Source organism: Streptomyces sp. NPDC007872 (assembly GCF_042868165.1).
Classification (GTDB): Bacteria; Actinomycetota; Actinomycetes; order Streptomycetales; family Streptomycetaceae; genus Streptomyces.
The window spans coordinates 1,153,437-1,180,374 of the sequence record NZ_JBIAEA010000002.1 but is presented as its reverse complement, the minus strand read 5'-3'; the positions used below and the strand labels follow the sequence as shown (position 1 = coordinate 1,180,374).

28 protein-coding genes are annotated in these 26,938 nt (G+C 73.2%); 13 read left to right on the top strand and 15 right to left on the bottom strand.

Annotated features, from left to right (window positions below; genetic code table 11):
• Positions 1–8 precede the first annotated feature (8 nt).
• Positions 9–1,367: a CynX/NimT family MFS transporter gene (locus tag ACFYNX_RS10435; RefSeq protein ID WP_388659699.1), complete on the bottom strand. Its 1,359-nt coding sequence runs from the start codon at positions 1,365–1,367 to the stop codon at positions 9–11.
• A 64-nt stretch (positions 1,368–1,431) separates the two neighbouring features.
• Here ACFYNX_RS10435 and ACFYNX_RS10430 point away from each other — a divergent pair, with 64 nt between their 5' ends.
• Positions 1,432–2,121, top strand: coding sequence for an FCD domain-containing protein (locus tag ACFYNX_RS10430; RefSeq protein ID WP_365550197.1), 690 nt, complete (start codon positions 1,432–1,434; stop codon positions 2,119–2,121).
• Positions 2,122–2,141: 20 nt separating this feature from the next.
• Here ACFYNX_RS10430 and ACFYNX_RS10425 read toward each other — a convergent pair whose 3' ends face one another.
• The 3 genes from ACFYNX_RS10425 to fabG all read right to left on the bottom strand — a co-directional run bounded on the left by ACFYNX_RS10425 (position 2,142) and on the right by fabG (position 4,226).
• Entirely contained in the window at positions 2,142–2,549 is a 408-nt protein-coding gene (locus ACFYNX_RS10425) for a hypothetical protein (RefSeq protein WP_365550194.1), read from the bottom strand.
• A 175-nt stretch (positions 2,550–2,724) separates the two neighbouring features.
• Complete coding sequence (gene fabI / locus ACFYNX_RS10420; protein WP_125658155.1) at positions 2,725–3,501, bottom strand: enoyl-ACP reductase FabI; 777 nt, start codon at positions 3,499–3,501, stop codon at positions 2,725–2,727.
• Positions 3,502–3,506: 5 nt separating this feature from the next.
• The gene (fabG, locus tag ACFYNX_RS10415) at positions 3,507–4,226 is read right to left on the bottom strand and encodes a 3-oxoacyl-[acyl-carrier-protein] reductase (protein ID WP_365550190.1); all 720 of its coding nucleotides are present in this window, start codon (positions 4,224–4,226) and stop codon (positions 3,507–3,509) included.
• 467 nt (positions 4,227–4,693) lie between these two features.
• Here fabG and ACFYNX_RS10410 point away from each other — a divergent pair, with 467 nt between their 5' ends.
• The 3 genes from ACFYNX_RS10410 to tyrS all read left to right on the top strand — a co-directional run bounded on the left by ACFYNX_RS10410 (position 4,694) and on the right by tyrS (position 9,022).
• Positions 4,694–6,217, top strand: a complete 1,524-nt coding sequence (locus tag ACFYNX_RS10410; protein WP_388659693.1) for a TldD/PmbA family protein — start codon at positions 4,694–4,696, stop codon at positions 6,215–6,217.
• A gap of 91 nt (positions 6,218–6,308) precedes the next feature.
• Positions 6,309–7,700: a metallopeptidase TldD-related protein gene (locus ACFYNX_RS10405; RefSeq protein ID WP_365550184.1), complete on the top strand. Its 1,392-nt coding sequence runs from the start codon at positions 6,309–6,311 to the stop codon at positions 7,698–7,700.
• A gap of 53 nt (positions 7,701–7,753) precedes the next feature.
• Entirely contained in the window at positions 7,754–9,022 is a 1,269-nt protein-coding gene (gene tyrS / locus ACFYNX_RS10400) for a tyrosine--tRNA ligase (RefSeq protein ID WP_388659690.1), read from the top strand.
• 103 nt (positions 9,023–9,125) lie between these two features.
• On the opposite strand, the gene ACFYNX_RS10395 is transcribed toward tyrS, so the two are convergent.
• On the bottom strand, positions 9,126–9,401 hold the full coding sequence (locus ACFYNX_RS10395; RefSeq protein WP_125658170.1) for a GlsB/YeaQ/YmgE family stress response membrane protein: 276 nt from the start codon (positions 9,399–9,401) through the stop codon (positions 9,126–9,128).
• Positions 9,402–9,570: 169 nt separating this feature from the next.
• Here ACFYNX_RS10395 and ACFYNX_RS10390 point away from each other — a divergent pair, with 169 nt between their 5' ends.
• Together ACFYNX_RS10390 and ACFYNX_RS10385 are read left to right on the top strand one after the other, a co-directional pair.
• On the top strand, positions 9,571–9,939 hold the full coding sequence (locus ACFYNX_RS10390; protein WP_125658173.1) for a DUF3099 domain-containing protein: 369 nt from the start codon (positions 9,571–9,573) through the stop codon (positions 9,937–9,939).
• A 188-nt stretch (positions 9,940–10,127) separates the two neighbouring features.
• Entirely contained in the window at positions 10,128–10,352 is a 225-nt protein-coding gene (locus ACFYNX_RS10385; protein WP_125658185.1) for a hypothetical protein, read from the top strand.
• Between the two features lie 26 nt (positions 10,353–10,378).
• Here ACFYNX_RS10385 and moaA read toward each other — a convergent pair whose 3' ends face one another.
• The 3 genes from moaA to ACFYNX_RS10370 all read right to left on the bottom strand — a co-directional run bounded on the left by moaA (position 10,379) and on the right by ACFYNX_RS10370 (position 13,529).
• A complete protein-coding gene (moaA, locus tag ACFYNX_RS10380; protein WP_356546505.1) occupies positions 10,379–11,368 on the bottom strand; it encodes a GTP 3',8-cyclase MoaA in 990 nt (329 codons plus the stop codon).
• A 164-nt stretch (positions 11,369–11,532) separates the two neighbouring features.
• Positions 11,533–13,158, bottom strand: a complete 1,626-nt coding sequence (locus ACFYNX_RS10375; RefSeq protein ID WP_388659685.1) for a cation acetate symporter — start codon at positions 13,156–13,158, stop codon at positions 11,533–11,535.
• Positions 13,155–13,529, bottom strand: a complete 375-nt coding sequence (locus tag ACFYNX_RS10370) for a DUF485 domain-containing protein (RefSeq protein ID WP_365550169.1) — start codon at positions 13,527–13,529, stop codon at positions 13,155–13,157. Before ACFYNX_RS10370 ends, ACFYNX_RS10375 begins: the two co-directional genes overlap by 4 nt.
• Positions 13,530–13,802: 273 nt before the next feature.
• Between ACFYNX_RS10370 and ACFYNX_RS10365 the strand changes: the two genes are divergently transcribed.
• Positions 13,803–15,338: a S8 family serine peptidase gene (locus tag ACFYNX_RS10365; protein ID WP_365550166.1), complete on the top strand. Its 1,536-nt coding sequence runs from the start codon at positions 13,803–13,805 to the stop codon at positions 15,336–15,338.
• Between the two features lie 87 nt (positions 15,339–15,425).
• Positions 15,426–16,757, top strand: a complete 1,332-nt coding sequence (locus ACFYNX_RS10360; protein WP_388659682.1) for a CoA transferase — start codon at positions 15,426–15,428, stop codon at positions 16,755–16,757.
• Here the strand turns inward: ACFYNX_RS10360 and ACFYNX_RS10355 are convergent.
• The 4 genes from ACFYNX_RS10355 to ACFYNX_RS10340 all read right to left on the bottom strand — a co-directional run bounded on the left by ACFYNX_RS10355 (position 16,747) and on the right by ACFYNX_RS10340 (position 20,265).
• Positions 16,747–17,790 carry a zinc-dependent alcohol dehydrogenase family protein gene (locus ACFYNX_RS10355; protein ID WP_365550161.1) on the bottom strand — a complete coding sequence of 348 codons (1,044 nt, stop codon included), beginning with the start codon at positions 17,788–17,790 and terminating at the stop codon, positions 16,747–16,749. The genes ACFYNX_RS10360 and ACFYNX_RS10355 overlap by 11 nt on opposite strands.
• Before the next feature lie 18 nt (positions 17,791–17,808).
• Positions 17,809–18,474, bottom strand: a complete 666-nt coding sequence (locus tag ACFYNX_RS10350; protein WP_388659679.1) for a lysoplasmalogenase — start codon at positions 18,472–18,474, stop codon at positions 17,809–17,811.
• The gene (locus ACFYNX_RS10345; protein ID WP_388659676.1) at positions 18,471–19,412 is read right to left on the bottom strand and encodes a sterol desaturase family protein; all 942 of its coding nucleotides are present in this window, start codon (positions 19,410–19,412) and stop codon (positions 18,471–18,473) included. Before ACFYNX_RS10345 ends, ACFYNX_RS10350 begins: the two co-directional genes overlap by 4 nt.
• Positions 19,413–19,524: 112 nt before the next feature.
• Positions 19,525–20,265 (bottom strand): VIT family protein, encoded by a 741-nt coding sequence (locus ACFYNX_RS10340; RefSeq protein ID WP_388659673.1) that lies wholly within the window; start codon positions 20,263–20,265, stop codon positions 19,525–19,527.
• A 107-nt stretch (positions 20,266–20,372) separates the two neighbouring features.
• Between ACFYNX_RS10340 and ACFYNX_RS10335 the strand changes: the two genes are divergently transcribed.
• From ACFYNX_RS10335 to ACFYNX_RS10315, 5 genes are all read left to right on the top strand, one after another.
• Positions 20,373–21,350 carry a DEDDh family exonuclease gene (locus ACFYNX_RS10335; RefSeq protein WP_388659670.1) on the top strand — a complete coding sequence of 326 codons (978 nt, stop codon included), beginning with the start codon at positions 20,373–20,375 and terminating at the stop codon, positions 21,348–21,350.
• Between the two features lie 64 nt (positions 21,351–21,414).
• A complete protein-coding gene (locus ACFYNX_RS10330; RefSeq protein ID WP_078968305.1) occupies positions 21,415–21,648 on the top strand; it encodes a hypothetical protein in 234 nt (77 codons plus the stop codon).
• A gap of 94 nt (positions 21,649–21,742) precedes the next feature.
• On the top strand, positions 21,743–22,558 hold the full coding sequence (locus ACFYNX_RS10325; RefSeq protein ID WP_388659667.1) for an SURF1 family protein: 816 nt from the start codon (positions 21,743–21,745) through the stop codon (positions 22,556–22,558).
• 33 nt (positions 22,559–22,591) lie between these two features.
• On the top strand, positions 22,592–24,382 hold the full coding sequence (locus tag ACFYNX_RS10320; RefSeq protein WP_388659664.1) for a glycoside hydrolase family 15 protein: 1,791 nt from the start codon (positions 22,592–22,594) through the stop codon (positions 24,380–24,382).
• 4 nt (positions 24,383–24,386) lie between these two features.
• Positions 24,387–25,142, top strand: a complete 756-nt coding sequence (locus tag ACFYNX_RS10315) for an SDR family oxidoreductase (protein ID WP_365550143.1) — start codon at positions 24,387–24,389, stop codon at positions 25,140–25,142.
• Positions 25,143–25,202: 60 nt separating this feature from the next.
• Here the strand turns inward: ACFYNX_RS10315 and amaP are convergent, their stop codons facing one another.
• From amaP to ACFYNX_RS10300, 3 genes are all read right to left on the bottom strand, one after another.
• On the bottom strand, positions 25,203–25,790 hold the full coding sequence (gene amaP / locus ACFYNX_RS10310; protein ID WP_388659661.1) for an alkaline shock response membrane anchor protein AmaP: 588 nt from the start codon (positions 25,788–25,790) through the stop codon (positions 25,203–25,205).
• Positions 25,791–25,938: 148 nt separating this feature from the next.
• Positions 25,939–26,559 carry a DUF6286 domain-containing protein gene (locus ACFYNX_RS10305; protein ID WP_388659657.1) on the bottom strand — a complete coding sequence of 207 codons (621 nt, stop codon included), beginning with the start codon at positions 26,557–26,559 and terminating at the stop codon, positions 25,939–25,941.
• Entirely contained in the window at positions 26,556–26,936 is a 381-nt protein-coding gene (locus ACFYNX_RS10300) for a hypothetical protein (protein WP_388659654.1), read from the bottom strand. The genes ACFYNX_RS10305 and ACFYNX_RS10300 overlap by 4 nt, the downstream gene beginning before the upstream one ends.
• Positions 26,937–26,938 lie beyond the last annotated feature (2 nt).

The following is a 26,938-nucleotide window of genomic DNA, read 5'->3' as shown; positions in this document are numbered from 1 at the left end:
CTCGCACCTCAGCACTCGTCCTCGACCGTCCGGTCCCTGCCCGCCAGGATTCCGACGATCATCTGAGGCACCATCAGGCCGCCCATGAGTGCGATGGGCAGTCCCCAGCCGCCGCTGTGCTGGTAGAGCACGCCGACGAGGAGGGGGCCGGGGATCGAGATGAGGTAGCCGACGCTCTGGGCGAAGGCGGAGAGGCGGACGACGCCGGCGCCGGTGCGCGAGCGCATGCCGATCATGGTGAGGGCGAGCGGGAAGGCGCAGTTGGAGATGCCGAGCAGCACCGCCCAGACCCAGGCTCCGGCGGCCGGGGCGAGGAGGAGGCCGGTGTAGCCGCCGAGGCCGCACAGGGCGAGGGCGACGACGATCGGGCCCTGGGTCTTCATGCGGGTGGCGAGCCGGGGGATGACGAAGGCGAGCGGGACGCCCATGACCATGGTGACGGCGAGGAGCACGCCCGCGGTGGAGGCGGGGACGCCGGCGTCGCGGAAGATCTGCGGCATCCAGCCCATGGTGATGTAGGCGCCGGTGGCCTGGAGGCCGAAGAAGGCGCCGAGGGCCCAGGCGGTGCGGCTGCGGGTGACGCGGGGCGCGGCCCGGAGCGGGGTCTCGGCGGGGGCCGCGGACCCCGCTTCCGTACGGGAGGTGCGGGGGCCGCCGGAGGCGCCGTCCCGGTCGCGCAGGAGCGGGAGCCAGGGCAGGACGGCGAGGGCGGCGAGGGCCGCCCAGACGCCGAGGCCCAGGCGCCAGTCCCCGCCGAGGGCGTCGGTCAGGGGGACGGTCGCGGCGGCGGCGACGGAGGTGCCGAGGGCGAGCGCCATGGAGTAGAGGCCGGTCATGGTGCCGACGCGGTCGGGGAAGTACCGCTTGACAATGACGGGCATCAGGACGTTGCTGACGGCGATGCCCATCAGGGCGAGGGCGCTGGCGGCGAGGAAGGCCGCGGTGCCGCCGGCGAGGGGCCGCAGGACGAGTCCGGTGAAGATCGCGGCCATGCCCGCGCAGACGACGGCGGCGGGGCCGAAGCGGCGGGCGAGGCGCGGGGCGGTGATGCCGAAGACCGCGAAGCAGAGCGGCGGTACGGAGGTGAGGACGCCCGCGACGGTGCCGCTCATGTGGAGGCCCTCGCTGACCTCTTCGAGGAGGGCGCCGAGGCTGGTGATGGCGGGGCGCAGGTTGAGCGCGGCCAGGACGAGTCCGACGGTGACCGGGACGAGGAACCGGCGGGCCGGAAGGGTCCGGGCGGCCGGGGACGCCTGGGACGCCTGGGACTTCGTACCGGCGGGGCGGGCGCGGTCCGGTGCGGGAGAATCCCCGGCGGTGGCGGCCGGTCGGGCGGCGGGGTCGAGGGTCTTCGGCTCGTCAGGCATGGGGCCATCATAGAATCATGGGATGATTGGTTGTCCAATCTCGAACGAATGGGAAGGTGCCTCCATGGCCCTCGGCCATCCCCGGCGCGCAGGTCTCTCCGACCAGGTGATCGCCGAGCTGCGGAACCAGATCACCTCCGGCGAGTGGCCGGTGGGCTCGCGCATCCCGACCGAGCCCGAGCTGGTCGAGCAGTTGGGCGTGGCCCGCAACACGGTGCGCGAGGCCGTCCGCGCGCTCGCGCACAATGGGCTGCTCGACATCCGGCAGGGCTCCGGCACGTACGTGGCCGCCACCAGCGAGCTGGCGGGCGTCATGCACCGGCGCTTCGCGGGCTCCGACCCCCGGCACGTCGCCGAGCTGCGCTCGACCCTGGAGTCCGCCGCCGCGCGGTTCGCGGCGGAGCGGCGCACGGAGCGGGACCTGAAGCAGCTCGACGCCCTGCTCGTACGGCGCGAGGAGGCGTGGGGGACGGGGGACGCGGAGCGGTTCGTGACCGCCGACGCGGCCTTTCACCACGCGGTCGTCGCCGCCTCGGGCAACGAGGTCCTCACGGAGCTGTACGCGGACCTGGGCGATCTGCTGCGGCAGTGGCTGCGGGACGACGTGGGGCAGGAGCTGCGGCCGGAGAACCACATGGACCACGCGCGCCTGGTGGACGCGATCCGGGAGGGCGACGCGGAGCGGGCGGGCACGGAGGCGGCCGGCTACCCGTTCATGTGCCTGCGGAGCGCCGTACCGGATTCACGGACCTGAGGAGCTCCGTACCACCGGATTCACGGTCCCGAGGAGCCCGGTGCCGGGTCCGGAGCCGGGTCCGCCGGCTGGTGTGTGATCCAGGCGGACCGGACCTCCTTCCAGCAGCGGCCGGTGAGCCGGGCGTAGTCGGCGGGGCCGACGTCCACGGGGGCGCTGTCGGTGTCCACGTCCCACCACTGCTCGCACTCGACGTGGAGGCGGACCCGGTCGGTGCGCGGGTACGGGTTCTGGCAGTGGGCGGTGACGCGGGAGCCCTCGACGTCGGTACGGCAGGAGGCGCCGAAGTTCTCCGGTTCCTCCGCGGCCGGGGCGGGGCGCCCTCCGGCCGGGGCGGGTGCCGCGCGCACCTCTGCGGCGAGGGCGACCCCGGTCAGCAGCACGGCGACCGAGGCGAACGCCCCGAATCCGTGACGTATCGCATGCATGCCCGTACCTCCTCCCCGTCAGCAGCAGACCTTCACGCTCTGCACCAGTCTGGGGTCATTCGGGCTACTTTTCGAGTCGAGAGGACGAAGGGGCCCGGCAGCGGGGAAAGGAGGAGGGCCGTGCGCACCGCCCCGAGGGGCGGGCACACGGCCCTTCTCGCACGTCCGGGAGGCGTCAGGCGCCGATCGCGTGCAGACCGCCGTCGACGTGGACGATCTCGCCCGTCGTCTTCGGGAACCAGTCGGAGAGCAGCGCGACGACGCCGCGGCCGGCCGGCTCCGGGTCGGTGAGGTCCCACTCCAGCGGGGAGCGGCTGTCCCAGACGGAGGCCAGCTCGCCGAAGCCCGGGATGGACTTGGCGGCCATCGAGCCGAGCGGGCCCGCCGAGACCAGGTTGCAGCGGATGTTCTGCTTGCCCAGGTCACGGGCGATGTAGCGGCTGGTGGCCTCCAGGGCGGCCTTGGCCGGGCCCATCCAGTCGTACTGCGGCCAGGCGAACTTCGCGTCGAAGGTGAGGCCGACGACGGAGCCGCCCTCGCTCATCAGCGGCAGCAGCGCCATCGTCAGGGACTTCAGGGAGAAGGCCGAGACGTGCATGGCGGTGGCGACGGACTCGAACGGCGTGTTGAGGAAGTTGCCGCCGAGCGCGTCCTGCGGGGCGAAGCCGATCGAGTGCACGACGCCGTCGAGGCGGTCGCCGAGGTGCTCGCGGACCTGGCCCTCCAGGCGCGCGAGGTGCTCGTCGTTGGAGACGTCGAGCTCCAGGACCTTGACGTTCTCGGGCCGGGGCAGCTTCTTGGCGATGCGCTCGGTCAGCGTCGGCCGGGGCCAGGCGGTGAGGATGATCTCCGCGCCCTGCTCCTGGGCCAGCTTCGCGGTGTGGAAGGCGATGGAGGACTCCATCAGCACACCGGTGATGAGGATGCGCTTGCCCTCGAGGATTCCACTCATGGTGATCAGTGACCCATGCCCAATCCGCCGTCAACCGGGATGACGGCTCCAGTGATGTACGCGGCGTCGTCGGAGGCGAGGAACCGCACCGCGGCGGCGATCTCCTCGGGCCGCGCGTAGCGGCCCAGCGGCACCTGGGCCACGATGCCCGCGCGCTGCTCGTCGGTGAGCACCGCGGTCATGTCGGTGTCGACGAAGCCGGGGGCGACGACGTTGAAGGTGATGTTGCGGGAGCCCAGCTCGCGCGCGAGGGAGCGGGCGAAGCCGACCAGACCCGCCTTGGAGGCCGCGTAGTTGGCCTGGCCCGCGGAGCCGAGGAGGCCGACGACCGAGGAGATCAGGACGACCCGGCCCTTCTTGGCGCGCAGCATCCCGCGGTTGGCCCGCTTGACGACCCGGAAGGTACCGGTGAGGTTGGTGTCGACGACGGAGGTGAAGTCCTCCTCGGACATGCGCATGAGGAGCTGGTCCTTCGTCACGCCGGCGTTGGCCACGAGGACCTCCACCGGACCGTGCTTCTCCTCGATCTCCTTGTACGCCTGCTCCACCTGCTCGCCGTCGGTGATGTCGCACTTCACGGCCAGGCAGCCCAGCTCGGCCAGGGCGGCCGGCGGCTCGCCGGAGCGGTACGTGAACGCGACCTTGTCGCCGGCCTCGGCGAACGCGCGGGCGATGGCGAGGCCGATGCCCCGGTTTCCTCCGGTGACGAGAACCGAGCGGCTCAACGGATCACCCTTTCGATAGCGGTCTGGTAGCCGAAAACCTATCTGTATCGCTCCCCACATGAGGAATCGACCTCCGACAGTGGCGTACGGGCCGCTCTGTCGGGTCCCTACAGCTCGGGGGTGCCGGAAGGGGGCCGGCCGGCGGCCCGCGACCGGGCCCGCGCGGGGTGCGGTCCGGGGGCGCGAGAGGCGTGGTCCGGGACGGGGATCCCGCCCTCCGGCCGCCGGGCCGCCGGCCCGGGGAGCGCGGCCCGGTGCGCGGCCGGGCCGCCCGGCGGGCACCGGAGCGCCTTGTGCCGTTGCCCCAAGGCCCTCCGCACGGTGGCCGGTTGGGTGCGGTTCCGCCGAGGGCGCACGGCAATGCGCCGCCCCGACCGCCCCTCCCGTGATTGACTTCCCGGGCAGTTCCGTGACCGTCTTCCGAGACCGTCGTCCGAGTCTTCCGATCACCGAGAGCGAGGCCGCTCGTGGTCCATCAGATCGACCCTTCGTTCGTCGCGCTGCCCCTCCGGGCACTCGCCGACGCGGCGCTCGCCCGAGCGCGCGCGCTGGGTGCCGAGCACGCCGACTTCCGCCTGGAGCGGGTGCGCAGCGCCTCGTGGCGCCTGCGCGACGCCAAACCGTCCGGTTCCTCCGACACCACGGACCTCGGCTACGCGGTGCGGGTGGTGCACGGCGGGGCCTGGGGATTCGCCTCCGGGGTCGACCTGTCCATGGACGGGGCGGCCAAGGTCGCCTCGCAGGCGGTCGCCATGGCCAAGCTGTCGGCGAAGGTGATCGCGGCGGCCGGTTCCAGCGAGCGCGTGGAGCTGGCGGCGGAGCCGGTGCACGAGGACAAGGTGTGGGTCTCCTCGTACGAGATCGACCCCTTCTCCGTGCCCTCCGAGGAGAAGAGCGCCCTGCTCGCCGACTGGAGCGCGCGGCTGCTGCGGGCCGAGGGCGTGGCGCACGTGGACGCCTCGCTGATCACCATCCACGAGAACAAGTTCTACGCGGACACGGCCGGGACCGTGACCACCCAGCAGCGCGTGCGGCTGCACCCGCAGCTCACGGCGGTGGCCGTGGACGGGACGACCGGCGAGTTCGACTCGATGCGGACGATCGCGCCGCCGGTCGGGCGCGGCTGGGAGTACCTGACCGGCACGGGCTGGGACTGGGACAAGGAGCTGGACGAGATCCCGGCGCTGCTCGCCGAGAAGATGCGGGCGCCGAGCGTCGAGGCGGGCCGGTACGACCTGGTCGTGGACCCGTCGAACCTGTGGCTGACCATCCACGAGTCGATCGGGCACGCCACCGAGCTGGACCGGGCCTTGGGCTACGAGGCGGCCTACGCGGGCACCTCCTTCGCCACCTTCGACCAGCTCGACAAGCTGACGTACGGCTCCTCGGTCATGAACGTGACGGGCGACCGGACCGCCGAGCACGGGCTCGCGACCATCGGCTACGACGACGAGGGCGTCGAGGCGCAGTCCTGGAACCTGGTGAAGGACGGCACGCTCGTCGGCTACCAGCTCGACCGGCGGATCGCGAAGCTCACCGGCCTCGGCCGGTCGAACGGCTGCGCCTTCGCGGACTCCCCCGCGCACGTGCCGGTGCAGCGGATGGCGAACGTCTCGCTCCAGCCGGATCCGGGCGGCCTGTCGACGGAGGACCTGATCGGGGGCGTGGAGCGGGGCATCTACGTGGTCGGCGACCGCTCCTGGTCGATCGACATGCAGCGGTACAACTTCCAGTTCACCGGGCAGCGCTTCTTCCGCATCGAGAACGGACGGCTCGCCGGACAGTTGCGGGACGTCGCGTACCAGGCGACGACCACGGACTTCTGGGGCTCGATGGAGCAGGTCGGCGGCCCGCAGACGTACGTCCTCGGCGGCGCCTTCAACTGCGGCAAGGCCCAGCCGGGCCAGGTCGCCGCCGTCTCCCACGGCTGCCCCTCCGCCCTCTTCCGGGGCGTCAACATTCTGAACACGACGCAGGAGGCCGGACGATGATCGCGACCATGGCGTACGGGACACTCTGCCGGGGGTCCGGGGGTCGCCACCCGGGCAAGCACAGCCTGAACACGACGCAGGAGGCCGGTCGATGAGCCGCGTCAGCAAGCCGTACGAGATCGTCGAGCGGGCCCTGGAGCTGTCCCGGGCCGACGGGTGCGTCGTCATCGCGGACGAGGAGTCCTCGGCCAATCTGCGCTGGGCGGGGAACGCGCTCACGACGAACGGCGTGACCCGGGGCCGCACGCTCACGGTGATCGCGACCGTCGACGGCGCCCAGGGGACCGCCTCCGGTGTCGTCTCCCGGTCCGCCGTGACCCTCGACGACCTGGAGCCCCTGGTGCGGGCCGCCGAGGCCGCCGCCCGGTCCGCCGGGGCCGCCGAGGACGCGCAGCCGCTGGTGGAGGGCGTGCCCGCCTCCCCCGACTTCACGGACGCCCCGGCGGAGACCTCCTCCGCCGTCTTCGGGGACTTCGCGCCCGCCCTCGGCGAGGCCTTCGCCCGCGCCCGGGCCGGCGGCCGCGAGCTGTACGGCTTCGCGAACCACGAGCTGACCTCCACCTACCTGGGCACGTCGACGGGGCTGCGGCTCCGCCACGACCAGCCGAACGGCACCCTGGAGCTGAACGCCAAGTCCCCCGACCGCACGCGCTCGGCCTGGGCCGGGCGGGCGACGCGGGACTTCAAGGACGTCGACCCGGCGGCGCTCGACGCCGACCTCGCGGTCCGGCTCGGCTGGGCGGAGCGCCGGATCGAGCTGCCCGCCGGGCGGTACGAGACGCTGCTGCCGCCGACCGCCGTGGCCGACCTGCTGATCTACCAGCAGTGGAACGCCGCGGCCCGGGACGCGGTGGAGGGCCGTACGGTCTTCTCCAAGCCCGGCGGCGGCACCCGGCTCGGCGAGACCCTCTCGCCGTTGCCGCTGACGCTGCGCAGCGACCCGAACGAGCCGGGCCTGGAGTCCGCGCCGTTCGTGATCGCGCACTCCTCCGGCGACGACTCGTCCGTCTTCGACAACGGCCTGCCGGTGGCGCCGGTCGACTGGGTGCGGGACGGGAAGCTGGAGCGGCTCGTCACCACCCGGCACTCGGCGGGTCTTACTCGGTTGCCCGTGGCCACCGGAGCGGGGAACCTGATCCTGGACGGCGGCGGGGAGCGCTCCCTGGAGGAGATGGTGGCCTCCACCGAGCGCGGTCTGCTGCTGACCTGCCTCTGGTACATCCGCGAGGTCGACCCGGCGACGCTGCTGCTCACCGGGCTGACCCGGGACGGCGTCTACCTCGTCGAGAACGGCGAGGTGGTCGGCGAGGTGAACAACTTCCGGTTCAACGAGTCGCCGGTGGACCTGCTGTCGCGGGCCTCCGAGGCGGGCCGTACGGAGAAGACGCTGCCGCGCGAGTGGAGCGACTGGTTCACCCGGGCCGCGATGCCCGCCCTGCGGGTGCCGGACTTCAACATGAGCTCGGTCAGCAAGGGGGTCTGACCCGCCTAGACTGGCCCCGGCACCACCCCATTCGACCAAGGAGACGGACGATCGTGACGGACATCGTCGACGAGCTGAAGTGGCGCGGGCTCTTCGCCCAGTCCACCGATGAGGACGCACTGCGCAAGGCTCTCGCGGACGGTCCCGTCACGTTCTATTGCGGCTTCGACCCGACCGCGGCCAGTCTCCACGTCGGTCACCTGGTCCAGGTCCTCACCGTCCGCCGGCTCCAGCGGGCCGGGCACCGGCCGCTGGCGCTGGTCGGCGGGGCCACCGGGCAGATCGGCGACCCGCGGCCGACGGCCGAGCGCACCCTGAACGACCCCGAGACGGTCGCGAACTGGGTGAACCGGCTGCGGACCCAGATCGAGCCGTTCCTCTCCTTCGAGGGGGAGAACGCCGCGGTCATGGTGAACAACCTGGACTGGACCGCCGGCCTCTCGGCGATCGAGTTCCTGCGGGACATCGGCAAGCACTTCCGGGTCAACAAGATGCTGACCAAGGACTCCGTGGCCCGGCGCCTGGAGTCCGAGCAGGGCATCAGCTACACCGAGTTCAGCTACCAGCTCCTCCAGGGCATGGACTTCCTGGAGCTGTACCGCCGCTACGGCTGCACGCTCCAGCAGGGCGGCTCGGACCAGTGGGGCAACCTGGTGGCCGGGCTCGACCTGATCCACCGCCTGGAGCCGGGGGCCGAGGTCCACGCGCTCGCGACCCCGCTGATGGTCAAGGCGGACGGCACCAAGTTCGGCAAGACCGAGAGCGGGGCCGTCTGGCTGGACCCGGAGATGACCACGCCGTACGCGTTCTACCAGTTCTGGCTGAACGTGGACGACCGCGACATCTCCACCTACCTGCGGATCCTCTCCTTCCGCTCCCGTGAGGAGCTGGAGGAGCTCGAGGCGCAGACCGCCGAGCGGCCGCAGGCCCGGGCGGCCCAGCGGGCGCTGGCCGAGGAGCTGACCACCCTGGTGCACGGCGCCGAGCAGTGCGCGGCCGTCATCGCCGCGTCCAAGGCGCTGTTCGGCCAGGGCGACCTGGCCGAGCTGGACGGCGCGACGCTCGCCGCGGCCCTGTGCGAGCTGCCGCACGCGCGCGTGTCGGAGCTCGGCCAGGTCGTGGACCTGTTCGCCGAGGTCGGTCTGGTGGCGAGCAAGTCGGCGGCGCGGCGCACGGTGAAGGAGGGCGGGGCGTACGTGAACAACGCGAAGGTCACCGCCGAGGACGCCGAGGTGTCGGCGGACGACCTGCTCCACGGGCGCTGGCTGGTGCTGCGGCGCGGCAAGAAGAACCTGGCGGCGATCGAGTTCACCGGCGCCTGACGGATCCGCCCCGGCGGGTCCGCCCGTACGCACATGACCGGAGGCCCGGTACGGCACACCGCGTGCCGTACCGGGCCTCCCGGTTCTCCGGGCGTCCGCCGTCTTAGGCTCGCCGCCTGGTGCCCTTCATCGAGGCCCAGAGCATGTCGCCCAGGCCGACGACGACGACCGCGCCGATCAACTGGAGCAGATGGCGGATCCAGTCGATGCCCTTGGTGTCGTTCACCCCGATCCAGGTCGCGACCGCGTTTCCGAGGACGCTGCCGAGGATGCCGAACACCACCGTCAGCCAGAGCGGGATCTGCTGCTTGCCCGGCAGGATCGCCTTCGCGATCAGACCGAGGACGAGACCCACGATGATCGCCCACAACCAACCCATTGTCGCCTCCTTGTACGCATGTGGGCCCAGTCTCGACCTTCCGGTCGTACGACGCATGTCGGACAGCGCCATACGTGCCCCGGTCTCGTCCGCGCAGGGGGACGGGCGTACGGTGGAACGAAGACCGGACCGGGGTGGGTCCGGCGCGACCGGCGGGTGGTGAGCGGTGATGCCGAAGCGTGGCGGAACCGAGGTCTTCCGGATCACGGGGGCCCGGCAGGGACTCGCCGAGGACGTCCGGGGGCGGCAGCGGAGGTACGTCATCTCGATGACGGTCCGGACGCTCTCCGTGATCGCCGCCGCGGTCCTGTGGAACGTCGAGCGGCACGTGGCGGTCGTGGCGCTCGCCCTGGGCATCCTCCTGCCCTACGTCGCCGTGGTGATCGCCAACGCGGGGCGCGAGTCGGCCCCGTCCCTTCCCTCCACGTTCGTACCGCCTCCGGTGCGGCCCGCGCTCGACGCGGAGGAGCCGGCGGCGGGTCCCGGGACGGACGCGAGGACGGACGCGGAGGCGGGCCGCTCGTACGGCCGGAGCTGATCACCGAGCGTGGCCGGAAACCTCAAGAAAAGCTCAGATCAATCATGAAGTTCCAGTGCACCGCACCCCTTGTGCCGTGACATACTGCCTACGCGCTCCGCATCCCCCGTCGGAGCGACGGACCGGTGCCGGGCAGCTCCCCCCGTGGCTGCTCGGCATCGCCCTTGCTGGACAATGATCGGGTGATCATGGGTCCAGTGAGCGAAGAGAAGCCGATCTGTTCCGCCAAGGGCTGCCGGGCCGACGCCGTCTGGGTGCTCGCGTGGAACAACCCCAAGCTGCACGCGCCGGAGCGGCGCAAGACCTGGCTCGCGTGCGAGGAGCACCGCGAGCACCTCTCGCAGTTCCTGGGCGTACGGGGCTTCCTCAAGGACGTCGTGCCGCTGGCCGACTGGGAGTCGGCCGACTCCTAGGGCCTGTCCGCCGGATCCCCGGGCCCTCAGCCGCCGATCGCCGACATCGGGCGGTCGGGCTGGAGGAAGCTCGGGTCGTCGAGGCCGGAGCCGGCCTTCTTGCCCCACATGGCCTTCTTCCAGATCTCCGCGACCTCGGCGTCCCCCGCGTCCGAGCGGAGCGCGGCCCGCAGGTCGGTCTCCTCGGTGGCGAAGAGGCAGGTGCGGACCTGCCCGTCGGCGGTGAGCCGGGTGCGGTCGCAGGCCCGGCAGAACGGGCGGGTGACGGAGGCGATGACGCCGACCGTGTGCGGCCCGCCGTCGACGACCCAGCGCTCGGCGGGGGCGGAGCCGCGCTCCTCGGCGCCCTCCGGGGTCAGGGTGAAGCGGGTGCGCAGGGACTCCAGGATGTCCCCCGCGGTGATCATGCCGTCGCGCTTCCAGCCGTGCTGGGCGTCGAGCGGCATCTGCTCGATGAAGCGGAGCTCGTACCCCTCCTCGATCGCCCAGGCCAGCAGGTCGGGGGCCTCGTCGTCGTTGAGTCCGGGCATCAGGACGGCGTTGACCTTGACCGGGACGAGGCCGGCGTCGCGGGCGGCGGCCATGCCGTCGAGGACGTCCCGGTGCCGGTCGCGGCGGGTGAGGGTCTTGAAGACGTCGGGGCGCAGGGTGTCCAGGGAGACGTTGACCCGGTCGAGGCCGGCGGCCTTCAGGGCCGTCGCGGTGCGCTTGAGTCCGATGCCGTTGGTGGTGAGGGACATCCGGGGGCGGGGCTCCAGGGCCGCGCAGCGCTCGACGATGCCGACGAGGCCGGGGCGGAGCAGCGGCTCGCCGCCGGTGAAGCGGACCTCGGTGACGCCGAGGTCGGTGACGGCGATGCGGATGAGCCGGACGATCTCGTCGTCCGTCAGGAGGTCCGGCTTGGCGAGCCACTGGAGGCCCTCTTCCGGCATGCAGTAGGTGCAGCGCAGGTTGCACCGGTCCGTGAGCGAGACGCGCAGGTCGGTGGCGACCCGGCCGAAGGTGTCGATGAGCACGGTGGGCCCCCTCCCCGTCTGTGGATCGGTTCGTTTCGATCGCCTTGTTCCGAGCCTACGCGAGCGGTCCGACATCGAGCAGGGCAGATTGTCACGAGGACCGGCGCGGCCGCGTCGTAGGACCCTACGACGCGGCCGCCGGCCGGAGGCGGAACGTGTGCGGGTCAGTGCGCTCCGACACCGGTGAGGGACTTGACCTCCAGCTCCGCGTACTTGCCCTTGTCCGGCTCCTCCTTGGAGAGGACCGAGCCGAGCCAGCCGAGCAGGAAGCCGAGCGGGATGGAGACGAGCCCGGGGTTCTCCAGCGGGAACCAGTAGAAGTCGACGCCCTTGAACATCGAGGTCGGCTTGCCGGAGACGACCGGCGAGAACAGCACCAGGACGACGGCGGAGACCAGGCCGCCGTAGATCGACCACAGGGCGCCCTGCGTGGTGAACCGCTTCCAGAAGAGGGAGTACAGGATCGTCGGCAGGTTGGCGGAGGCGGCGACCGCGAAGGCGAGGGCGACCAGGCCGGCGACGTTGAGGTCGCGGGCGAGGGCGCCGAGCGCGATGGAGACGACGCCGATGAGGACGGTCGCCCAGCGGGCGGCCCGCACCTCCTCCTTCTCGGTGGCCTTTCCGCGCCGGATGACGTTGGCGTAGATGTCGTGCGCGAAGGACGACGAGGAGGCCAGGGTCAGTCCGGCGACGACGGCGAGGATGGTCGCGAAGGCGACGGCCGAGATGACGGCGAGGAGGATCGCCCCGCCGGTGGAGCCGGCTCCGCCGCCGATCTCCAGGGCCGCGAGCGGGGCCGCGGTGTTGCCGGCCTTGTTGGAGGCGACGATGTCGCTGTTCTTGAGCAGGGCGGCGGCGCCGAAGCCGAGGACGATCGTCATCAGGTAGAAGGCGCCGATGATGCCGATGGCCCAGTTGACCGACTTCCGGGCGGCCTTGGCGGTGGGGACCGTGTAGAAGCGGATCAGGATGTGGGGCAGTCCGGCCGTGCCCAGGACGAGCGCGATGCCGAGCGAGAGGAAGTCCAGCTTCGAGGTGGCGGTGGCGCCGTACTTGAGGCCGGGCTCCAGGAAGGCCTGGCCCTTGCCGCTGTTGGTGGCGGCCGCGCCGAGCAGCTCCGACAGGTTGAAGTGGAACTTCCACAGGATGAGGAAGGTGATCAGGAGCGTGCCCGCGATGAGCAGCACGGCCTTGACCATCTGAACCCAGGTGGTGCCCTTCATGCCGCCGATGGTCACGTAGACGATCATCAGGACGCCGACGAGGGCGACGATCGCGACCTTGCCGCCGTCGCTGGTGATGCCGAGGAGCAGCGAGACGAGGACGCCGGCCCCGGCCATCTGCGCGAGCAGGTAGAAGATCGAGACAACGATGGTGGAGGTGCCGGCGGCGGTGCGGACCGGACGCTGGCGCATCCGGTAGGCGAGGACGTCGCCCATGGTGAAGCGGCCGGAGTTGCGCAGCGGTTCGGCGACCAGGAGCAGGGCGACGAGCCAGGCGACGAGGAAGCCGATCGAGTAGAGGAAGCCGTCGTAGCCGAAGAGGGCGATGGCGCCGGCGATGCCGAGGAAGGACGCGGCGGACATGTAGTCGCCGGAGATCGCCAGGCCGTTCTGGAAGCCGGTGAACTGGCGTCCGCCGGCGTAGAAGTCGGCGGCGCTGCGGGTCTGCCGGCCGGCCCACACGGTGATGACGAGGGTGGCGATCACGAAGGCGCCGAACAGGGCGATGATCAGGGGCCGGTGCTCGCCGGTGGCGTTGCCCGCCGCGAGCAGGACGGGGGTGCTCATGCGTCGCCCTCCATACGGGACTTGATGGCCTCGGCCTTGGGGTCGAGCCGGTTCGCCGCGTGCCGCGAGTAGAGCCAGGCGATGAGGAAGGTGGTGAGGAACTGGCCGAGGCCCAGGACCAGCGCCACGTTGACGTTGCCGAAGACCTTGGTCCCCATGAAGCCGCCCGCGTAGTTGGAGAGCAGCACGTAGAGCAGGTACCAGGCGATGAAGGCGAGGGTGAGGGGGAAGGCGAACGAGCGGTGGGCGCGGCGCAGTTCGCCGAACTCCTCGCTCTCCTGCACCTCGACGAACTGCTCCGTGGTGGGTGACGCGGGACCCCGATCGGTCTCCGTGCCGTTTCGGGCTGGCGGCGGTGCTTCGGTAGCCACGGACTCTCCTCGTGACGCGCGGGCGGACGGCTGGTTCGCAGGGGGTCTCACCGGGGGTGCGGGAGCCGGGGCCCCGGGTGGAGCCCTCCCCTGCACAACGGCACGGAGGAGGAAGCGAAGCGGTTCACCCCGAGGATTTTCTCGGGCAGATCTTCATGAAGTCTTCTCAACTCATTGATGGGACAGGAAGATCAGCGATAGCTTCACTCGTCATGCACCTGTCCGTGCGCAAACCCGCGCGCGAGCAGTACATACGGATGATGTGGAGAACCCATGGCTCATCTGGGATCGAGGCGCGGCCGAGCTCTCGCTCTGCCGGTCGGCCTCGCGCTCACGGCCTCGCTCGGCTTCCTTCCCTCCGGTGCCTCGGCCGCGGAACTGAGCGACGCCCCGGCCGCCGCCGTGGCGACGGACGGGCCGAAGCTGTCGTACGTCGTGAACGTCGACGGGGGCCGTTCGACCGCCAAGTCGGTGAAGAAGGCGATAGCCGCCGCCGGTGGCACGGTCGTCGTCTCGTACGACCAGATAGGCGTGATCGTCGTCCACTCGCAGAACCCGGACTTCGCGAAGCAGGTCCGCAAGGCGCGCGGCGTGGTGTCGGCCGGCGCGACCCGCACCGCCCCGCTCTCCGTGCAGACCGACGACTCCGTCGGCGGCGGCACGCAGGTGCTGACCGAGGCCGAGGCCAAGGCCGCCGCGGCCCGCGCGACGGACGAGCAGGACGCGCTGGAGCCCCTGCAGTGGGACCTCCCGGCGATCAAGGCCGACAAGGCGCACCAGCGGACGCTCGGCAGCAAGCGCGTGACCGTCGGCGTCATCGACACGGGCGTGGACGACACCCACCCGGACCTGGCGCCGAACTTCAGCGCCGCGAAGTCCGCCAACTGCGTGTCCGGCAAGGCCGACACCACCGCCGGCTCGTGGCGGCCGAACCCGGGCGAGAGCGACCACGGCACGCACGTCGCCGGTACGATCGCCGCCGCCAAGAACGGGATCGGCGTCACCGGTGTCGCGCCGGGCGTGAAGCTCGCCGGCATCAAGGTGTCCACCCCGGACGGCTTCTTCTACACGGAGGCCGTGGTCTGCGGCTTCGTGTGGGCGGCCGAGCACGGCATCGACATCACGAACAACAGCTACTACACCGACCCGTGGATGTTCGCGTGCAAGAACGACGCGGACCAGAAGGCCCTCATCGAGGCCGTCACCCGCGCCACCCGCTACGCGGAGCGCAAGGGCACGGTCAACGTGGCGGCGGCCGGCAACTCCGCGTTCGACCTGGCGGCCGACTCGATCGTCGACGACAGCAGCCCGAACGACTCCACGCCGGGCGGCCGGACCATCGACCCGAAGAAGTGCCTGGACTACCCGGCGATGCTCCCGGGCGTCGTCACGGTCTCCGCGACCGGCGCCAAGGACCTGAAGGCGTCGTACTCGAACTACGGCCTCGGCGTGATCGACATCGCCGCGCCCGGCGGTGACCGCACCGCGTACCAGACGCCGGACGCCCCGGCGGTGAACGGCCTGATCCTGTCGACCACGGTCAACGGCGGCTACAACTACAAGGGCGGCACGTCGATGGCCTCGCCGCACGCGGCGGGCGTCCTGGCGCTCATCAAGTCGAGGCACCCGCACGCGGGCCCGGCGGCGCTCAAGGCCCTGCTGTACGCGCAGGCCGACCGGCACGCCTGCACCGACCCGTACGACATCGACGCCGACGGCAAGGTCGACGCGGTCTGCGAGGGCGGCAAGAACAAGAACGGCTTCTACGGGGCCGGCATCGTCGACGCGCTCGACGCGGTCCGCTGGTAACCATCGGTCCTCGGGGCCCCGGTGCGGTACGCCGCACCGGGGCCCTTTCGCGTGGCTCCGGGTGCCGCGCGGAGGATCATGAGCCCCATGGAGCACACGGAGCACACGGTGCGCACGGGTACGGAGTCGTTGTGGGCGGCCCTCGGCGGTGATCCCGCCCTGGTCGACCGGGTGGCGTTCACGGGGCCCCCGGGGCTGTTGCCGGCCCGGCTGCCGGTGATGGACCTGGCGCGGGCCTCGGTCGCCGCGGCGGGGCTCGCGGCGGTCGAGCGGGCGGGGCTCCCGGGGCCCGTGCGGGTGGACGACGGGGCCGTGGCCACCGCCTTCACGAGCGAGCGGCACCTGCGGATCGACGGGCGGGCGCCGGTGAGCTTCGCGCCGCTCTCCCGGTTCTGGCGGGCGGCGGACGGCCGGGTCCGCACCCACGCCAACTATCCGCACCACCGGGCGGCGCTGCTCGCCGCCCTCGGCGTGCCGTCCGGGACGCCGGAGGACGGGGCGGTGCGGGCCGTGGCGGCGGCGATCGGGGAGCGGACGGCCGCCGAGGTCGAGACGGCGGTGTACGGGGCCGGGGGCCTGGCGGTCGCCCTGCGCACGCCCGGGGAGTGGGCGGCGCACCCGCAGGGCCGGGAGGTGGCGGCGCGGCCGCTGCTCACCCGGGAGCGGCTCGACGGGGCGCCGCCCCGGCCGCGCTCGGGGCCGCTGCGGGTCCTGGACCTGACCCGGGTGCTCGCGGGGCCGGTGGCGACCCGGACGCTCGCGCTGCTCGGCGCGGACGTGCTGCGGATCGACCCGCCGGACCGTCCGGAGCTGCCGGACCAGCACGCGGACACGAACGTCGGGAAGCGGACGTCCGTCCTCGACCTGGAGCGGCCGTCGGACCGGCGTACCTTCGACGGACTCCTCGACGCGGCCGACGTGCTGGTGACCGGCTACCGGCCGGGCGCGCTCGACCGCTTCGACCTCCACCGCCCGGGGCTCGTCACGGCCCGGGTCTCGGCCTGGGGCGACTACGGGCCGTGGGGCGGGCGGCGCGGCTTCGACTCCCTGGTGCAGGCGGCGACCGGGATCGCCGTCGTGGAGGGCTCGGCCGAGGAGCCGGGGGTGCTGCCCGCGCAGGCCCTGGACCACGCCACGGGCTATCTGCTCGCGGCGGCGGTCCTGCGGTCGCTGACCGAGCGGGACCGGGACGGCGGCACCCGGCTGGTCCGGCTCGCCCTCGCGCAGACGGGCCACTGGCTGACGCACGCGCTGCCCGCGTACGAGCCCGGGCGGTACCTCGTCGAGTCGGAGGGCCCGCTCGGGCACCTGCGGCACGCGCTGTCGCCGGTCGCGTATGAGGGCGGCCCGGCGGGCTGGACGCGGCCGCCGGGGCTGCCGGGCGGGGACGCGCCGGTGTGGGCGGGTCCTACGGCTTGACGAGGACCTTGAGGGCGGTGCGCTCGTCCATGGCCTTGTAACCGCCGGGAACGCCGTCGAGGCCGACGGTCAGGTCGAAGACCGGGGAGGGGTCGATCGTGCCGTCGAGGACGTCCGGGAGGAGTTCCGGGATGTACGCGCGCACGGGGGCGACGCCGCCGCGCAGCGCGATGTTCCGGTCGAACATGACGGACAGGTCGAGGCCGGTGCCGCTGCCGTGCGGGACGCCGACGTAACCGATGGACCCGCCGTCGCGGGCGACGGCGACGGCGGTGCGCATGGACTGCTCGGTGCCGACGGCCTCGATGACGCCGTGCGCGCCCTGGCCGCCGGTGAGCTCGCGGACGGCGGCCTCTGCGGCCTCCCCGCGCTCGGCGACGACGTCGGTGGCGCCGAAGGCGCGGGCGATGTCGGTGCGGACGGTGTGCCGGCCGAGCGCGATGATCCGTTCGGCGCCGAGCCGCTTGGCGGCGAGGACGCCGCAGAGGCCGACGGCGCCGTCGCCGACGACGGCGACGGTGGAGCCGGGCCGCACGCCGGCGCCGAGGGCGGCGTGGTGGCCGGTGCCCAGGACGTCGGAGAGGGCGAGCAGCGCGGTCAGGAGCCGGTCGTCGGAGGCCGCCTCGGCGGGCAGCTTGACGAGGGTGCCGTCGGCGAAGGGGACGCGGACGGCCTCGCCCTGGCCGCCGTCGGAGCCCACGGAGCCCCAGAAGCCGCCGCTCGGGCAGGAGGTCTGGAGGCCCTCGGAGCAGTACGCGCAGGTGCCGTCGGACCAGACGAAGGGGGCGACGACGAGGTCGCCCTTCCGGAAGCCGCGGACCCCGGGCCCCGCCTCCTCGACGACGCCGAGGAACTCGTGGCCGATGCGCTGGCCCGGCTGCCGGGCGGACTCGCCGCGGTAGGCCCACAGGTCGCTGCCGCAGATGCAGGCACGCAGGACCCGCAGGACGACGTCCGTGGGCTCCTGGACCACCGGGTCGGGCACGTCCTCCACGCGCATGTCGAACGGGGCGTGGATGGTGGTGGCGCGCATGGCGGTCGGTCCTCGCTGTCAGACGTTTGTACGACTTTCACCGTACATCGCCCGCAGGGCTCCGGTCGTCAGCAGGTACTGCGCCGCGGTGTAGGTCAGCATGACCCAGAAGTCGGACGCGGGCGGCCGGGGCCATGCGGCGACGCCGGTGGCGATGAGGGTGTCGGACAGCAGGAAGAGGGCGCCGCCGAGACCGGCGAGGAGCCCGAGGGAACCGGCCCGGTAGGCCATGGCGGTGAGCAGCAGCGCGTACCCGGCGACCGGGATCCGCAGGCCGGCGGGGAGGTCGGGCCACAGGAGCACGACGGTGCCGGCGAGGGCGGCCGCGTACAGGGCGCCGAGCGCCGGGGACGTGCGCCGGCGGCCGAAGAGGACCAGGTAGCAGACGTGTCCGACGGCGAAGGAGCCCATGCCGGCGAGGAAGGCCGGGTCCGCGTCGGAGAGCAGGAGGACGTCACCGCCCCAGCCGAACAGGAGCGCGGCGACCAGGAGCTTGGGCGCGCCCCGGCTCACGGCGTACGCGGCGAGCAGGGGCATCAGGAGCGGCTTGGCGATCTGGTGGCCGGCCTCCGCGCCGGCGAGCAGGGAGACCAGGTCGACGGCGGTCGCGAGCCCGAAGGCGGCGAGCAGCGCGCGGGAGGCGGGGGCGGCGCGTACGGCGGACGGCGCGGCGGGGGCGCTCACGCGGCGGGCTCGGCGGCGGGCTCGGTCCCGAGGGGACCGGCCATGGCGGGACCGGCCGTGGCGGGACCGGCCGTGGCGGGACCGGTCTTCGGCGCGGGCGGCGGGGGCGGTCCGGGCTGCCAGCCGGGCCCGCGGAAGACCCGACCGGCCCGCTCGCGCCAGCCGGTCGCGGCCCGCAGGTCGCGGGCGATGGCGGCGTACTCGTGGGTGGCGACCCGGAGCGGGTTGTACGTCTCGATGTTCTTGGTGAGGCCGTAGACGGGCCGCTCGGTCTCGCCGGCCCAGGAGCCGAACGCCCGGTCCCAGACGATGAGGACCCCACCGAAGTTCCGGTCCAGGTAGCCGCCCTGGGAGGCGTGGTGGACGCGGTGGTGGGAGGGGGTGTTGAAGAGGTGCTCGACGGGGCGCGGCAGCCGGTCGACGCGCTCGGTGTGGATCCAGAACTGGTAGACGAGGTTGACCGAGGAGCAGAGGGCCACGGCCGCCGGGTGCACGCCGAGGGCGATCATCGGCAGGTAGAACGGCCAGGAGGTCGCACCCGTCCACGGCTGGCGCAGGGCGGTGGTGAGGTTGAACCTGCGGCTGCTGTGGTGGACGACGTGGCAGGCCCACAGGAGGCGGACGACGTGGTGTCCGCGGTGCTGCCAGTAGTAGAGGAAGTCCTGGGCGAGCAGCATCAGCGGGACCGTCCACCACAGGACGGGCACGCGGAGCGGGGTCAGCTCGTACACGGCGGTGTAGATCGCCACCACGGGGATCTTCCACAGCGCGTCGAAGGCCAGGCTCCCCAGGCCCATGCCGAGGCTGGTGGCGGCGTCCTTGGCCTCGTACCCGGCGGCGTCCTCGTCGGGGTGGAGCCGGTAGCTGACCATCTCCAGGACGGTGAGCAGGACGAACGCCGGTATGGACCAGAGCACGACATCGGGCGGGTTCGGCATGCCGTCGACGGTAGGGGCGGGGGCCGGGGCGCGACTAGACGCCGTTACCGACAAGTATGCGAGACGGGTTGTCAGCGGGCTTTGGAACCTTCCGACAAGACGAGGGGCGTCCTCAGACCCCCGCCGCGCCGAGCAGCGACCCCGCTCCGTACGTCACCGCCATCGCCAGGGCCCCGCCCGCAACGTTGCGGAGCACCGCGCGGCCGGCGGGGGCGGCGCCGAGGCGGGCGCTGGACCAGCCGGTGAGGGCGAGGGCCGCGAGGACCGAGAGGACGGTGATCCAGAGGCGGGCGGCGGGCGGGGGCAGGACGATCGCGAGGAGCGGGAGCAGGGCCCCGGCGGTGAAGGCGAGGAAACTGGCGCCGGCCGCGTGCCAGGGGTTGGTGAGGGCGTCCGGGTCGATGCCCAGCTCCACGCGCGCGTGGGCGCGCAGGGCGTCGCGGGCGGTGAGCTGTTCGGCGGCCTCGCGGGCGACGTCCGGGGAGAGGCCCCGGGCGCTCAGGAGGGCGGCGAGTTCGTCGAGCTCGGCCGCGGGCCGTTCGCGCAGTTCGCGCCGCTCCTGGGCGAGCGCGGCCTTCTCGGAGTCGCGCTGGGTGGAGACCGAGACGTACTCCCCCGCCGCCATCGACATCGAACCGGCGAGGAGCCCGGAGAGACCGGCCGTGAGCAGCGCGGACCCGGACTCCGTGGCCCCGGCGACGCCGACGACGAGGCCCGCCGTGGAGACGACGCCGTCGTTGGCGCCGAGGACCGCGGCCCGGAGCCAGTTGAGGCGGGACCCGAGGCCGCCGCCGTGGGCCTCGTCGTGGGCGGCGGGCGCCGAGGACGCGGGGGGCGCGGGGGGTTCGGTCACGTGAGGAGGGTCGCACCCGGCGGGCCACCGGCCCCGGAACGACCCGCCCGGCGGCGGGGCCCCGGAGGCACCGAGGAGGGGATTGTCGGTCGCGGCCCGTATCCTCAGTGACCATGCTCGACGACCGCACGACAGCAGCAGCGTGGCCGGCCGCCTACCCGCAGGGGTACGCGGTCGTCGACGTGGAGACCACCGGCCTCGCCCGCGACGACCGGATCGTGTCCGCCGCCGTCTACCGGCTGGACGCCCAGGGGAACGTCGAGGACCACTGGTACACCCTGGTCAACCCCGAGCGCGACCCCGGTCCGGTGTGGATCCACGGCCTGACCAGCGACGCCCTGGAGGGCGCCCCGCTCTTCCCGGAGATCGCGGCCGAGTTCGCGGCCCGGCTCGACGGGCGGGTGCTCGTCGCGCACAACGCGATCTTCGACTGGCAGATGATCGCCCGGGAGTACGCGCGCGCCGAGACCACCGCGCCCGTGCGGCAGCGCCTGTGCACGATCGCGCTCGCCAAGCAGTTGTCGCTGCCGCTGCCCAACCACAAGCTGGAGTCGCTCGCCGCGCACTTCGGCGTCGTGCAGCGCCAGGCGCACCACGCGCTGGACGACGCGCGGGTGCTCGCCGAGGCGTTCCGGCCGAGCCTGCACGCGGCGGCCGAGCGGGGCGTGCGGCTGCCGCTCCTGGAGTGCCGGCCGCTGACCGAGTGGGCCGCCTCCCCGGCCGCGTCCCCCTCCCCGTACCCCTCCTCCTCGTACCGGACGAACAGTTGGCGTCCCTCGCGGAAGCGGCCGGCCTGCCCGTACCCCAATCCCGGCCGGTACGAGACCGACAAGCCGCTCAAGCAGGGGATGCGGGTGGCGTTCTCCGGGGACACCTCCGTCGACCGCGAGCTCCTGGAGGACCGCACCGTCGAGGCCGGTCTGCACGTGGCCGGCAGCGTCTCCCGGCTGACGAGCCTCCTCGTCACCAACGACCCGGACGCGGCCACCTCCAAGACGCTCAAGGCCCGCTCCTTCGGCACGCCCGTCGTCGACGAGGCCGCCTACACCCAGCTCCTGCGGGACGTGGCCCCGGCAGACGGGTGACACCCCCCGGCCCTCCGGGCGCGCCGGACCGCGCGCGCCCGCGGGGAGCCCCACCCTGTGGCGCATGGCACGTTGTGAGGTCTGCGGAAACGATTACGGCATGTCGTTCGAGGTGCACGCGCAGGGCGCGGTGCACGTCTTCGACTGCTTCGCCTGCGCCATCCACCGCATGGCGCCCATCTGCGAGCACTGCCGGGTCCAGATCATCGGCCAGGGCGTCGAGGTCGGGGGCAGTTGGTACTGCGGCGGCCACTGCGCCCGCGCGGAGGGGAAGGTGGGCATCGTCGACAAGGTGTGAGGACGCGAACCGCAGAAACGATTCCGGACGGCGGCCCGCGAACCCGCCGAACCCCCCTGCGTGCACCCCGTGGCCCCCGCTGTACGGTCATGGGGTGTACCGCTTTCTGTTGTCCCGGCAGTGGGTGATCCTCACCCTGATCGCCCTCGTCCTCGTCCCGACGATGATCGAGCTGGGCTTCTGGCAGTTCCACCGGCACGAGCGCCGGGTCGCCCAGAACGCCCTGATCGCGGACAGCGTCGCGGCGAAGCCGGTCCCGGTCGAGGAGCTCACCTCCCCCGGCCACACCGTCCCGCGCGCCGACTACTGGCGCCCGGTCACCGCCACCGGCACCTTCGACACCGCCCACGAGGTGGTCGTCCGCCGCCGCACCTCCTCCGACGACCGGGTCGGCGTGCACGTCCTGACCCCGCTGGTCCTGCGGGACGGGAAGGTCCTGCTGGTCAACCGGGGCTGGGTGCCGGCCGCCGCCGACCAGCACTCCTACCCGGCGGTGCCGCCCGTCCCGGAGGGCGAGGTCACGATCACCGGCCGCCTCAAGGCCGACGAGACGACCGGCGCCAGCGGCATCAAGGACCTCAAGGGACTGCCCGACCGCCAGGTCATGCTGATCAACAGCCGCCAGCAGGCCGGGCTCATCGGGCGCGAGGTCCTCGGCGGCTACGTCGAGCAGACCGCGCCCGAACCGGCCGACGGCACCATCGAACAGATCCCCGAGCCCGACCACGACTCGATCGGCGCCCACATGGCGTACGCCGTGCAGTGGTGGCTCTTCACGGCCGGCGTGCCCGTCGGCTGGGTGATCCTGGTGCGCCGCGAGAAGCGCGACCGGGAGGCCGCGGCCGCCGCCGACGCCTCCGGAACGCCGGAGGCGGACACCGCGGAGACCCTGGCCACACCGTCCCGCTGATTGACCGCCGCCGCTTCCGGGAACAGCCCGAGCGTGACGCAACACATCGACGACTACGCCATGATCGGCGATCTCCAGACCGCCGCGCTCGTCGGCCGTGACGGATCGGTCGACTGGCTGTGTCTGCCCCGGTTCGACTCGGCCGCCTGCTTCTCCGCCATCCTCGGCGACGAGGAGAACGGGCACTGGCGGATCGCCCCCAAGGGCGCCACGACCTGCACCTCCCGCCGCTACGCCGAGGACTCCCTGGTCCTGGAGACCTACTGGGAGACCCGTACCGGCGCCGTCAAGGTCATCGACTTCATGCCGCAGCGGGACGCGTACCCCGACGTGATGCGGATCGTGGAGGGGGTCCGCGGCAGCGTCGAGATGAGCGCCGTCCTGCGGCTGCGCTTCGACTACGGCTCGATCGTGCCCTGGATGCGCCGGGCGGACGGGCACCGGGTGGCGGTCGCCGGTCCCGACGCGGTCTGGCTGCGCAGCGAGCCGCACGTGAAGACCTGGGGCCAGCAGTTCTCCACCTGCTCCGCCTTCACCGTCGCCGCCGGCGAGAAGGTGGCCTTCGTGCTGACCTGGCACCCCTCGCACGAGCCGCGCCCCGACCTGATCGACCCCTTCGAGGCGCTGGAGCAGTCGCTCGCGGACTGGCGGGAGTGGGCGGCCCGCTGCACCTACCGGGGACCCCACCGGGAGGTGGTGCTGCGCTCCCTGATCACCCTGAAGGCGCTCACGTACGCCCCCACCGGCGGGATCGTCGCCGCCCCCACCACCTCCCTGCCGGAGGAGGTCGGCGGCGTGCGGAACTGGGACTACCGCTCCTGCTGGCTGCGCGACTCCTCCCTCACCCTCGGCGCGCTGCTGGCCGCCGGGTACGTGGAGGAGGCCGCCGCCTGGCGGGACTGGCTGCTGCGCTCGGTCGCGGGCGACCCCGCCGACCTCCAGATCATGTACGGCCCGGCCGGGGAGCGCCGGCTGCCCGAGACGACCCTGCCGTGGCTGCGGGGGTACGCCGACTCGGCGCCGGTGCGGACCGGGAACGCGGCCGTGGACCAGTTCCAGCTCGACGTGTACGGCGAGGTCATGGACTCGCTCAACCGGGCGCGGGAGGCCGGGATCCCGGCGGAGCGGCACGCCTGGAACCTCCAGCTCAGCCTGCTGGGCTTCCTGGAGTCGACCTGGCGGGAGCCCGACGAGGGGCTGTGGGAGGTGCGCGGGCCGCGCCGCCACTTCACCCATTCGAAGGTGATGGCCTGGGTGGCCGCCGACCGGGCCGTGCGCACCCTGGAGTCCGACCCGTCGCTGCCGGGGGACGCGGCCCGCTGGCGGGCCATGCGGGACGACATCCACGCCCAGGTGTGCGACAGGGCGTACGACCCCGTGCGGAACACCTTCACCCAGTCGTACGGCTCGCGGGAGCTGGACGCCGCCACCCTGCTCATCCCCCAGGTGGGCTTCCTGCCGCCGGACGACCCCCGGGTGGTGGGCACGGTGGACGCGGTCATGGCGGAGCTGACGCACGACGGCTACGTGCGCCGCTACAGCGCCGACTCGACGGCGGTGGACGGCCTGCCGGGGCAGGAGGGGACCTTCCTGGTCTGCTCGTTCTGGCTGGCGGACGCCCTGCGGCTGACGGGGCGGCCCGAGGAGGCGCGGGTGCTCTTCGAGCGGCTCGTCGCGCTCGTCAACGACGTGGGGCTCCTCGCGGAGGAGTACGACCCGGCGACCGGACGCCAACTGGGCAACTTCCCGCAGGCCTTCAGCCACATCGGTCTGGTCGGCACGGCGTTCGCGCTGGCAGCGGAGGAGCCCGACCCGGCAGGATAGGGCCATGGATCTTGGACTGAAGGACCGTGTGTACGTGGTGACCGGCGCGACGCGGGGGCTCGGCCGGGCCTCGGCGGAGGCGCTGCTCGCGGAGGGCGCCAAGGTGCTGGTGACCGGGCGCGAGGAGAAGACGGTCGCCGAGGCCGTGGAGGCGCTGGGCCCGGGCGCGGCCGGGATCGCGGCCGACAACACCGACCCGGAGACCCCGGCCCGGCTGATCGCGGAGGCGCGGTCCCGGTTCGGCGGCTTCGACGGCGTCCTGATCAGCGTCGGCGGCCCGGCGCCCGGCTTCGCGGCGGACAACACCGACGAGCAGTGGGCCGCCGCCTTCGACACCGTCTTCCTGGGGGCGGTGCGGCTGGCCCGCGCGGCGGCCGAGGCCCTCGGGGAGGGCGGGGTGATCGGCTTCGTCCTGTCCGGCTCGGTCCACGAGCCGATCCCGGGCCTGACCATCTCCAACGGGCTGCGCCCGGGGCTCGCCGGCTTCGCCAAGTCCCTCGCCAACGACCTGGGGCCGCGCGGGGTGCGGGTCGTCGGGCTCCTGCCGAGCCGGATCGACACGGACCGGGTGCGCTCGCTGGACGCGCTCTCCGGGGACGCGGACGCGGCCCGCGCGGCGAGCGAGGCGACGATCCCGCTGCGCCGGTACGGCACGCCGGAGGAGTTCGGGCGGACGGCGGCCTTCCTGCTCTCGCCGGCCGCCTCGTACCTGACCGGTCTGATGCTGCCGGTGGACGGCGGGGCCCGCAGCGGCTTCTGAGCCGCCGTCGCGCGAAAGCGCCCGCCGGGTCGCTCCCGGCGGGCGCCTTCGCCGCTTCCGTCAGGTGACCCTGCGGGCGCGGTGCTTCACCGCGCGCAGGCGCGCCTCGGTGGGCAGCGCGGACAGGCCGGTCGCGGTGCGGGCGTTGGCGAGCGCCTGGGAGCCGAGGGTGGCGAGGGCGTCGGCCGGGGCGGCGTACGGCTCCAACTGGAGCTTCACGCGGGCGCGGGGGGCGGTGCGGCGGCCGGTGAGGGAGACCCTCGCCCGGTCCACGCCGTCCTGGGAGGCGGCGTCCGCCTCCAGGACGCCCTCCAGGGCCCGGCCGCGCAGGACGGCCTCGTCGCCGTCGCCGGTGTCGACGGCGACCTCGGCGAGCCGGGCCCGCCGGAACTGGGCGATCAGCCACCACAGGGCGAGCAGGACGATCACGCCGAGGACGGCGATGACCGCCGGCCACCACCAGCCCTCGTCGCGCCAGCGCTGCCGGTCGGCGGTGGTGAGCAGGACGTCGGAGGGGCCCGACCAGGGCCACCAGGACGGTACGTCGAGGCCGGCCGCGGCGGCGAGGACGGAGCCGCCGAGGACGACGAGGACCAGCCCGGCCAGGGCGAGCAGGACGCGGTTGACGCGACGGAGGACGGCGGTCACCTGCGGGCTCCTTCCGGGGGCGCCGGGGTCTTCGCGCGGGAGGTCCCTTCGCGGGGCGCGGGGGCCTTCGCGCGCGGTGGGTTCTTCTCGGGGCGCGCGGGGGCCTTCCCGCGCGCCGGGGTCTTCTCGTGGAGGGTCATCGGCCCGCTCATCCCTTCCGGGGCGGCCGGGCCACCCGTACCTTCGGCACGGGCGGACGGGCGAGGCCGAGTTCGTCGACGCCGGTGGCGATCGCCCGCTCCAGGTCGGTGCGGACCTCGTCGAGGTCGCGGAAGTGCGAGACGGCCCGGACGGCGGCCTTGGAGCGGCGGACGCGCACCTTCGCGGACTGCACGCCGGAGACCTCCATGGCCCGATCCCGCAGGATGAGGGCCGCGGCCTTGCGGTCGAGTCCGGCCCGTACGTCGGGGTGGTCCCGGCGCATGGGGAGGACGGAGCGCAGTCCGGGGGTGAGGGCGAGGAGCAGGAGCCAGAGGCCGAGGAGCGCCGCGAGGGACGCGCCGGCGAGGACCCAGGTGGAGTCGAGCGCCTCGGTCGCGAGGCCGTCGGCCGTCTCCTTCCGCCAGGCCATGGCGGAGTGGCCGGCCCGCACGGCCGCCACGTCGTAGAGGAGCAGCCCGGCGCCGCCGAGGACGGCGGCGGCGAGCAGGGCGGCGGGAACGCGGCGCACCGCCCAGAAGCGGCGGGCGCGGGCCGCGGGGGCGGTGTCGTGGGGCTTCTCCTCCTCCCGGGCGGGAGCGGAGGGGGCCGGTGCCGGGGTGGTGGTCATGAGAGGCGGCCCCTCGGCGTGTCGTCGCGGGTGAGGGCGGAGTGGAGCCGTTCGACGTCGACGGTCACCTCGTGGACCTCCAGGCCGACGAGGTGCTCCACCCGGGTGCGGACCCGGCTGCGGACGGCGCCGCACTGGCGGCCGACGTCGGAGGGGTAGTCGAGTTCGAGGCTCACCGCGATCCGGGCGGCGTCCCGGTGGACGACGACCGAGGCGTGGGGCTTCGAGCCCCCCTTCGGGACGCGGTCGAGCGCCTCTCTGGCCGCCTGGGCGGCGATCTTCGCGACGACCCGGTCGGCGACGTCGGTCGCCCCCCGGTCACGTACCGGGTCGCGTGCCGTGTCCGCCGCCGGGGCCGCTGCAAGGTCCGTCGCCACCC

Coding starts and splice junctions, on each gene's coding strand:
- ACFYNX_RS10435 (WP_388659699.1), bottom strand. CDS start 1,367: ATGCCTGACGAGCCGAAGACCCTCGACCCCGCCGCCCGACCGGCCGCC.
- ACFYNX_RS10430 (WP_365550197.1), top strand. CDS start 1,432: ATGGCCCTCGGCCATCCCCGGCGCGCAGGTCTCTCCGACCAGGTGATC.
- ACFYNX_RS10425 (WP_365550194.1), bottom strand. CDS start 2,549: ATGCATGCGATACGTCACGGATTCGGGGCGTTCGCCTCGGTCGCCGTG.
- fabI (WP_125658155.1), bottom strand. CDS start 3,501: ATGAGTGGAATCCTCGAGGGCAAGCGCATCCTCATCACCGGTGTGCTG.
- ACFYNX_RS10405 (WP_365550184.1), top strand. CDS start 6,309: ATGAGCCGCGTCAGCAAGCCGTACGAGATCGTCGAGCGGGCCCTGGAG.
- ACFYNX_RS10395 (WP_125658170.1), bottom strand. CDS start 9,401: ATGGGTTGGTTGTGGGCGATCATCGTGGGTCTCGTCCTCGGTCTGATC.
- ACFYNX_RS10390 (WP_125658173.1), top strand. CDS start 9,571: ATGCCGAAGCGTGGCGGAACCGAGGTCTTCCGGATCACGGGGGCCCGG.
- ACFYNX_RS10385 (WP_125658185.1), top strand. CDS start 10,128: ATGGGTCCAGTGAGCGAAGAGAAGCCGATCTGTTCCGCCAAGGGCTGC.
- ACFYNX_RS10375 (WP_388659685.1), bottom strand. CDS start 13,158: ATGAGCACCCCCGTCCTGCTCGCGGCGGGCAACGCCACCGGCGAGCAC.
- ACFYNX_RS10365 (WP_365550166.1), top strand. CDS start 13,803: ATGGCTCATCTGGGATCGAGGCGCGGCCGAGCTCTCGCTCTGCCGGTC.
- ACFYNX_RS10360 (WP_388659682.1), top strand. CDS start 15,426: ATGGAGCACACGGAGCACACGGTGCGCACGGGTACGGAGTCGTTGTGG.
- ACFYNX_RS10355 (WP_365550161.1), bottom strand. CDS start 17,790: ATGCGCGCCACCACCATCCACGCCCCGTTCGACATGCGCGTGGAGGAC.
- ACFYNX_RS10345 (WP_388659676.1), bottom strand. CDS start 19,412: ATGCCGAACCCGCCCGATGTCGTGCTCTGGTCCATACCGGCGTTCGTC.
- ACFYNX_RS10330 (WP_078968305.1), top strand. CDS start 21,415: ATGGCACGTTGTGAGGTCTGCGGAAACGATTACGGCATGTCGTTCGAG.
- ACFYNX_RS10315 (WP_365550143.1), top strand. CDS start 24,387: ATGGATCTTGGACTGAAGGACCGTGTGTACGTGGTGACCGGCGCGACG.
- ACFYNX_RS10305 (WP_388659657.1), bottom strand. CDS start 26,559: ATGACCACCACCCCGGCACCGGCCCCCTCCGCTCCCGCCCGGGAGGAG.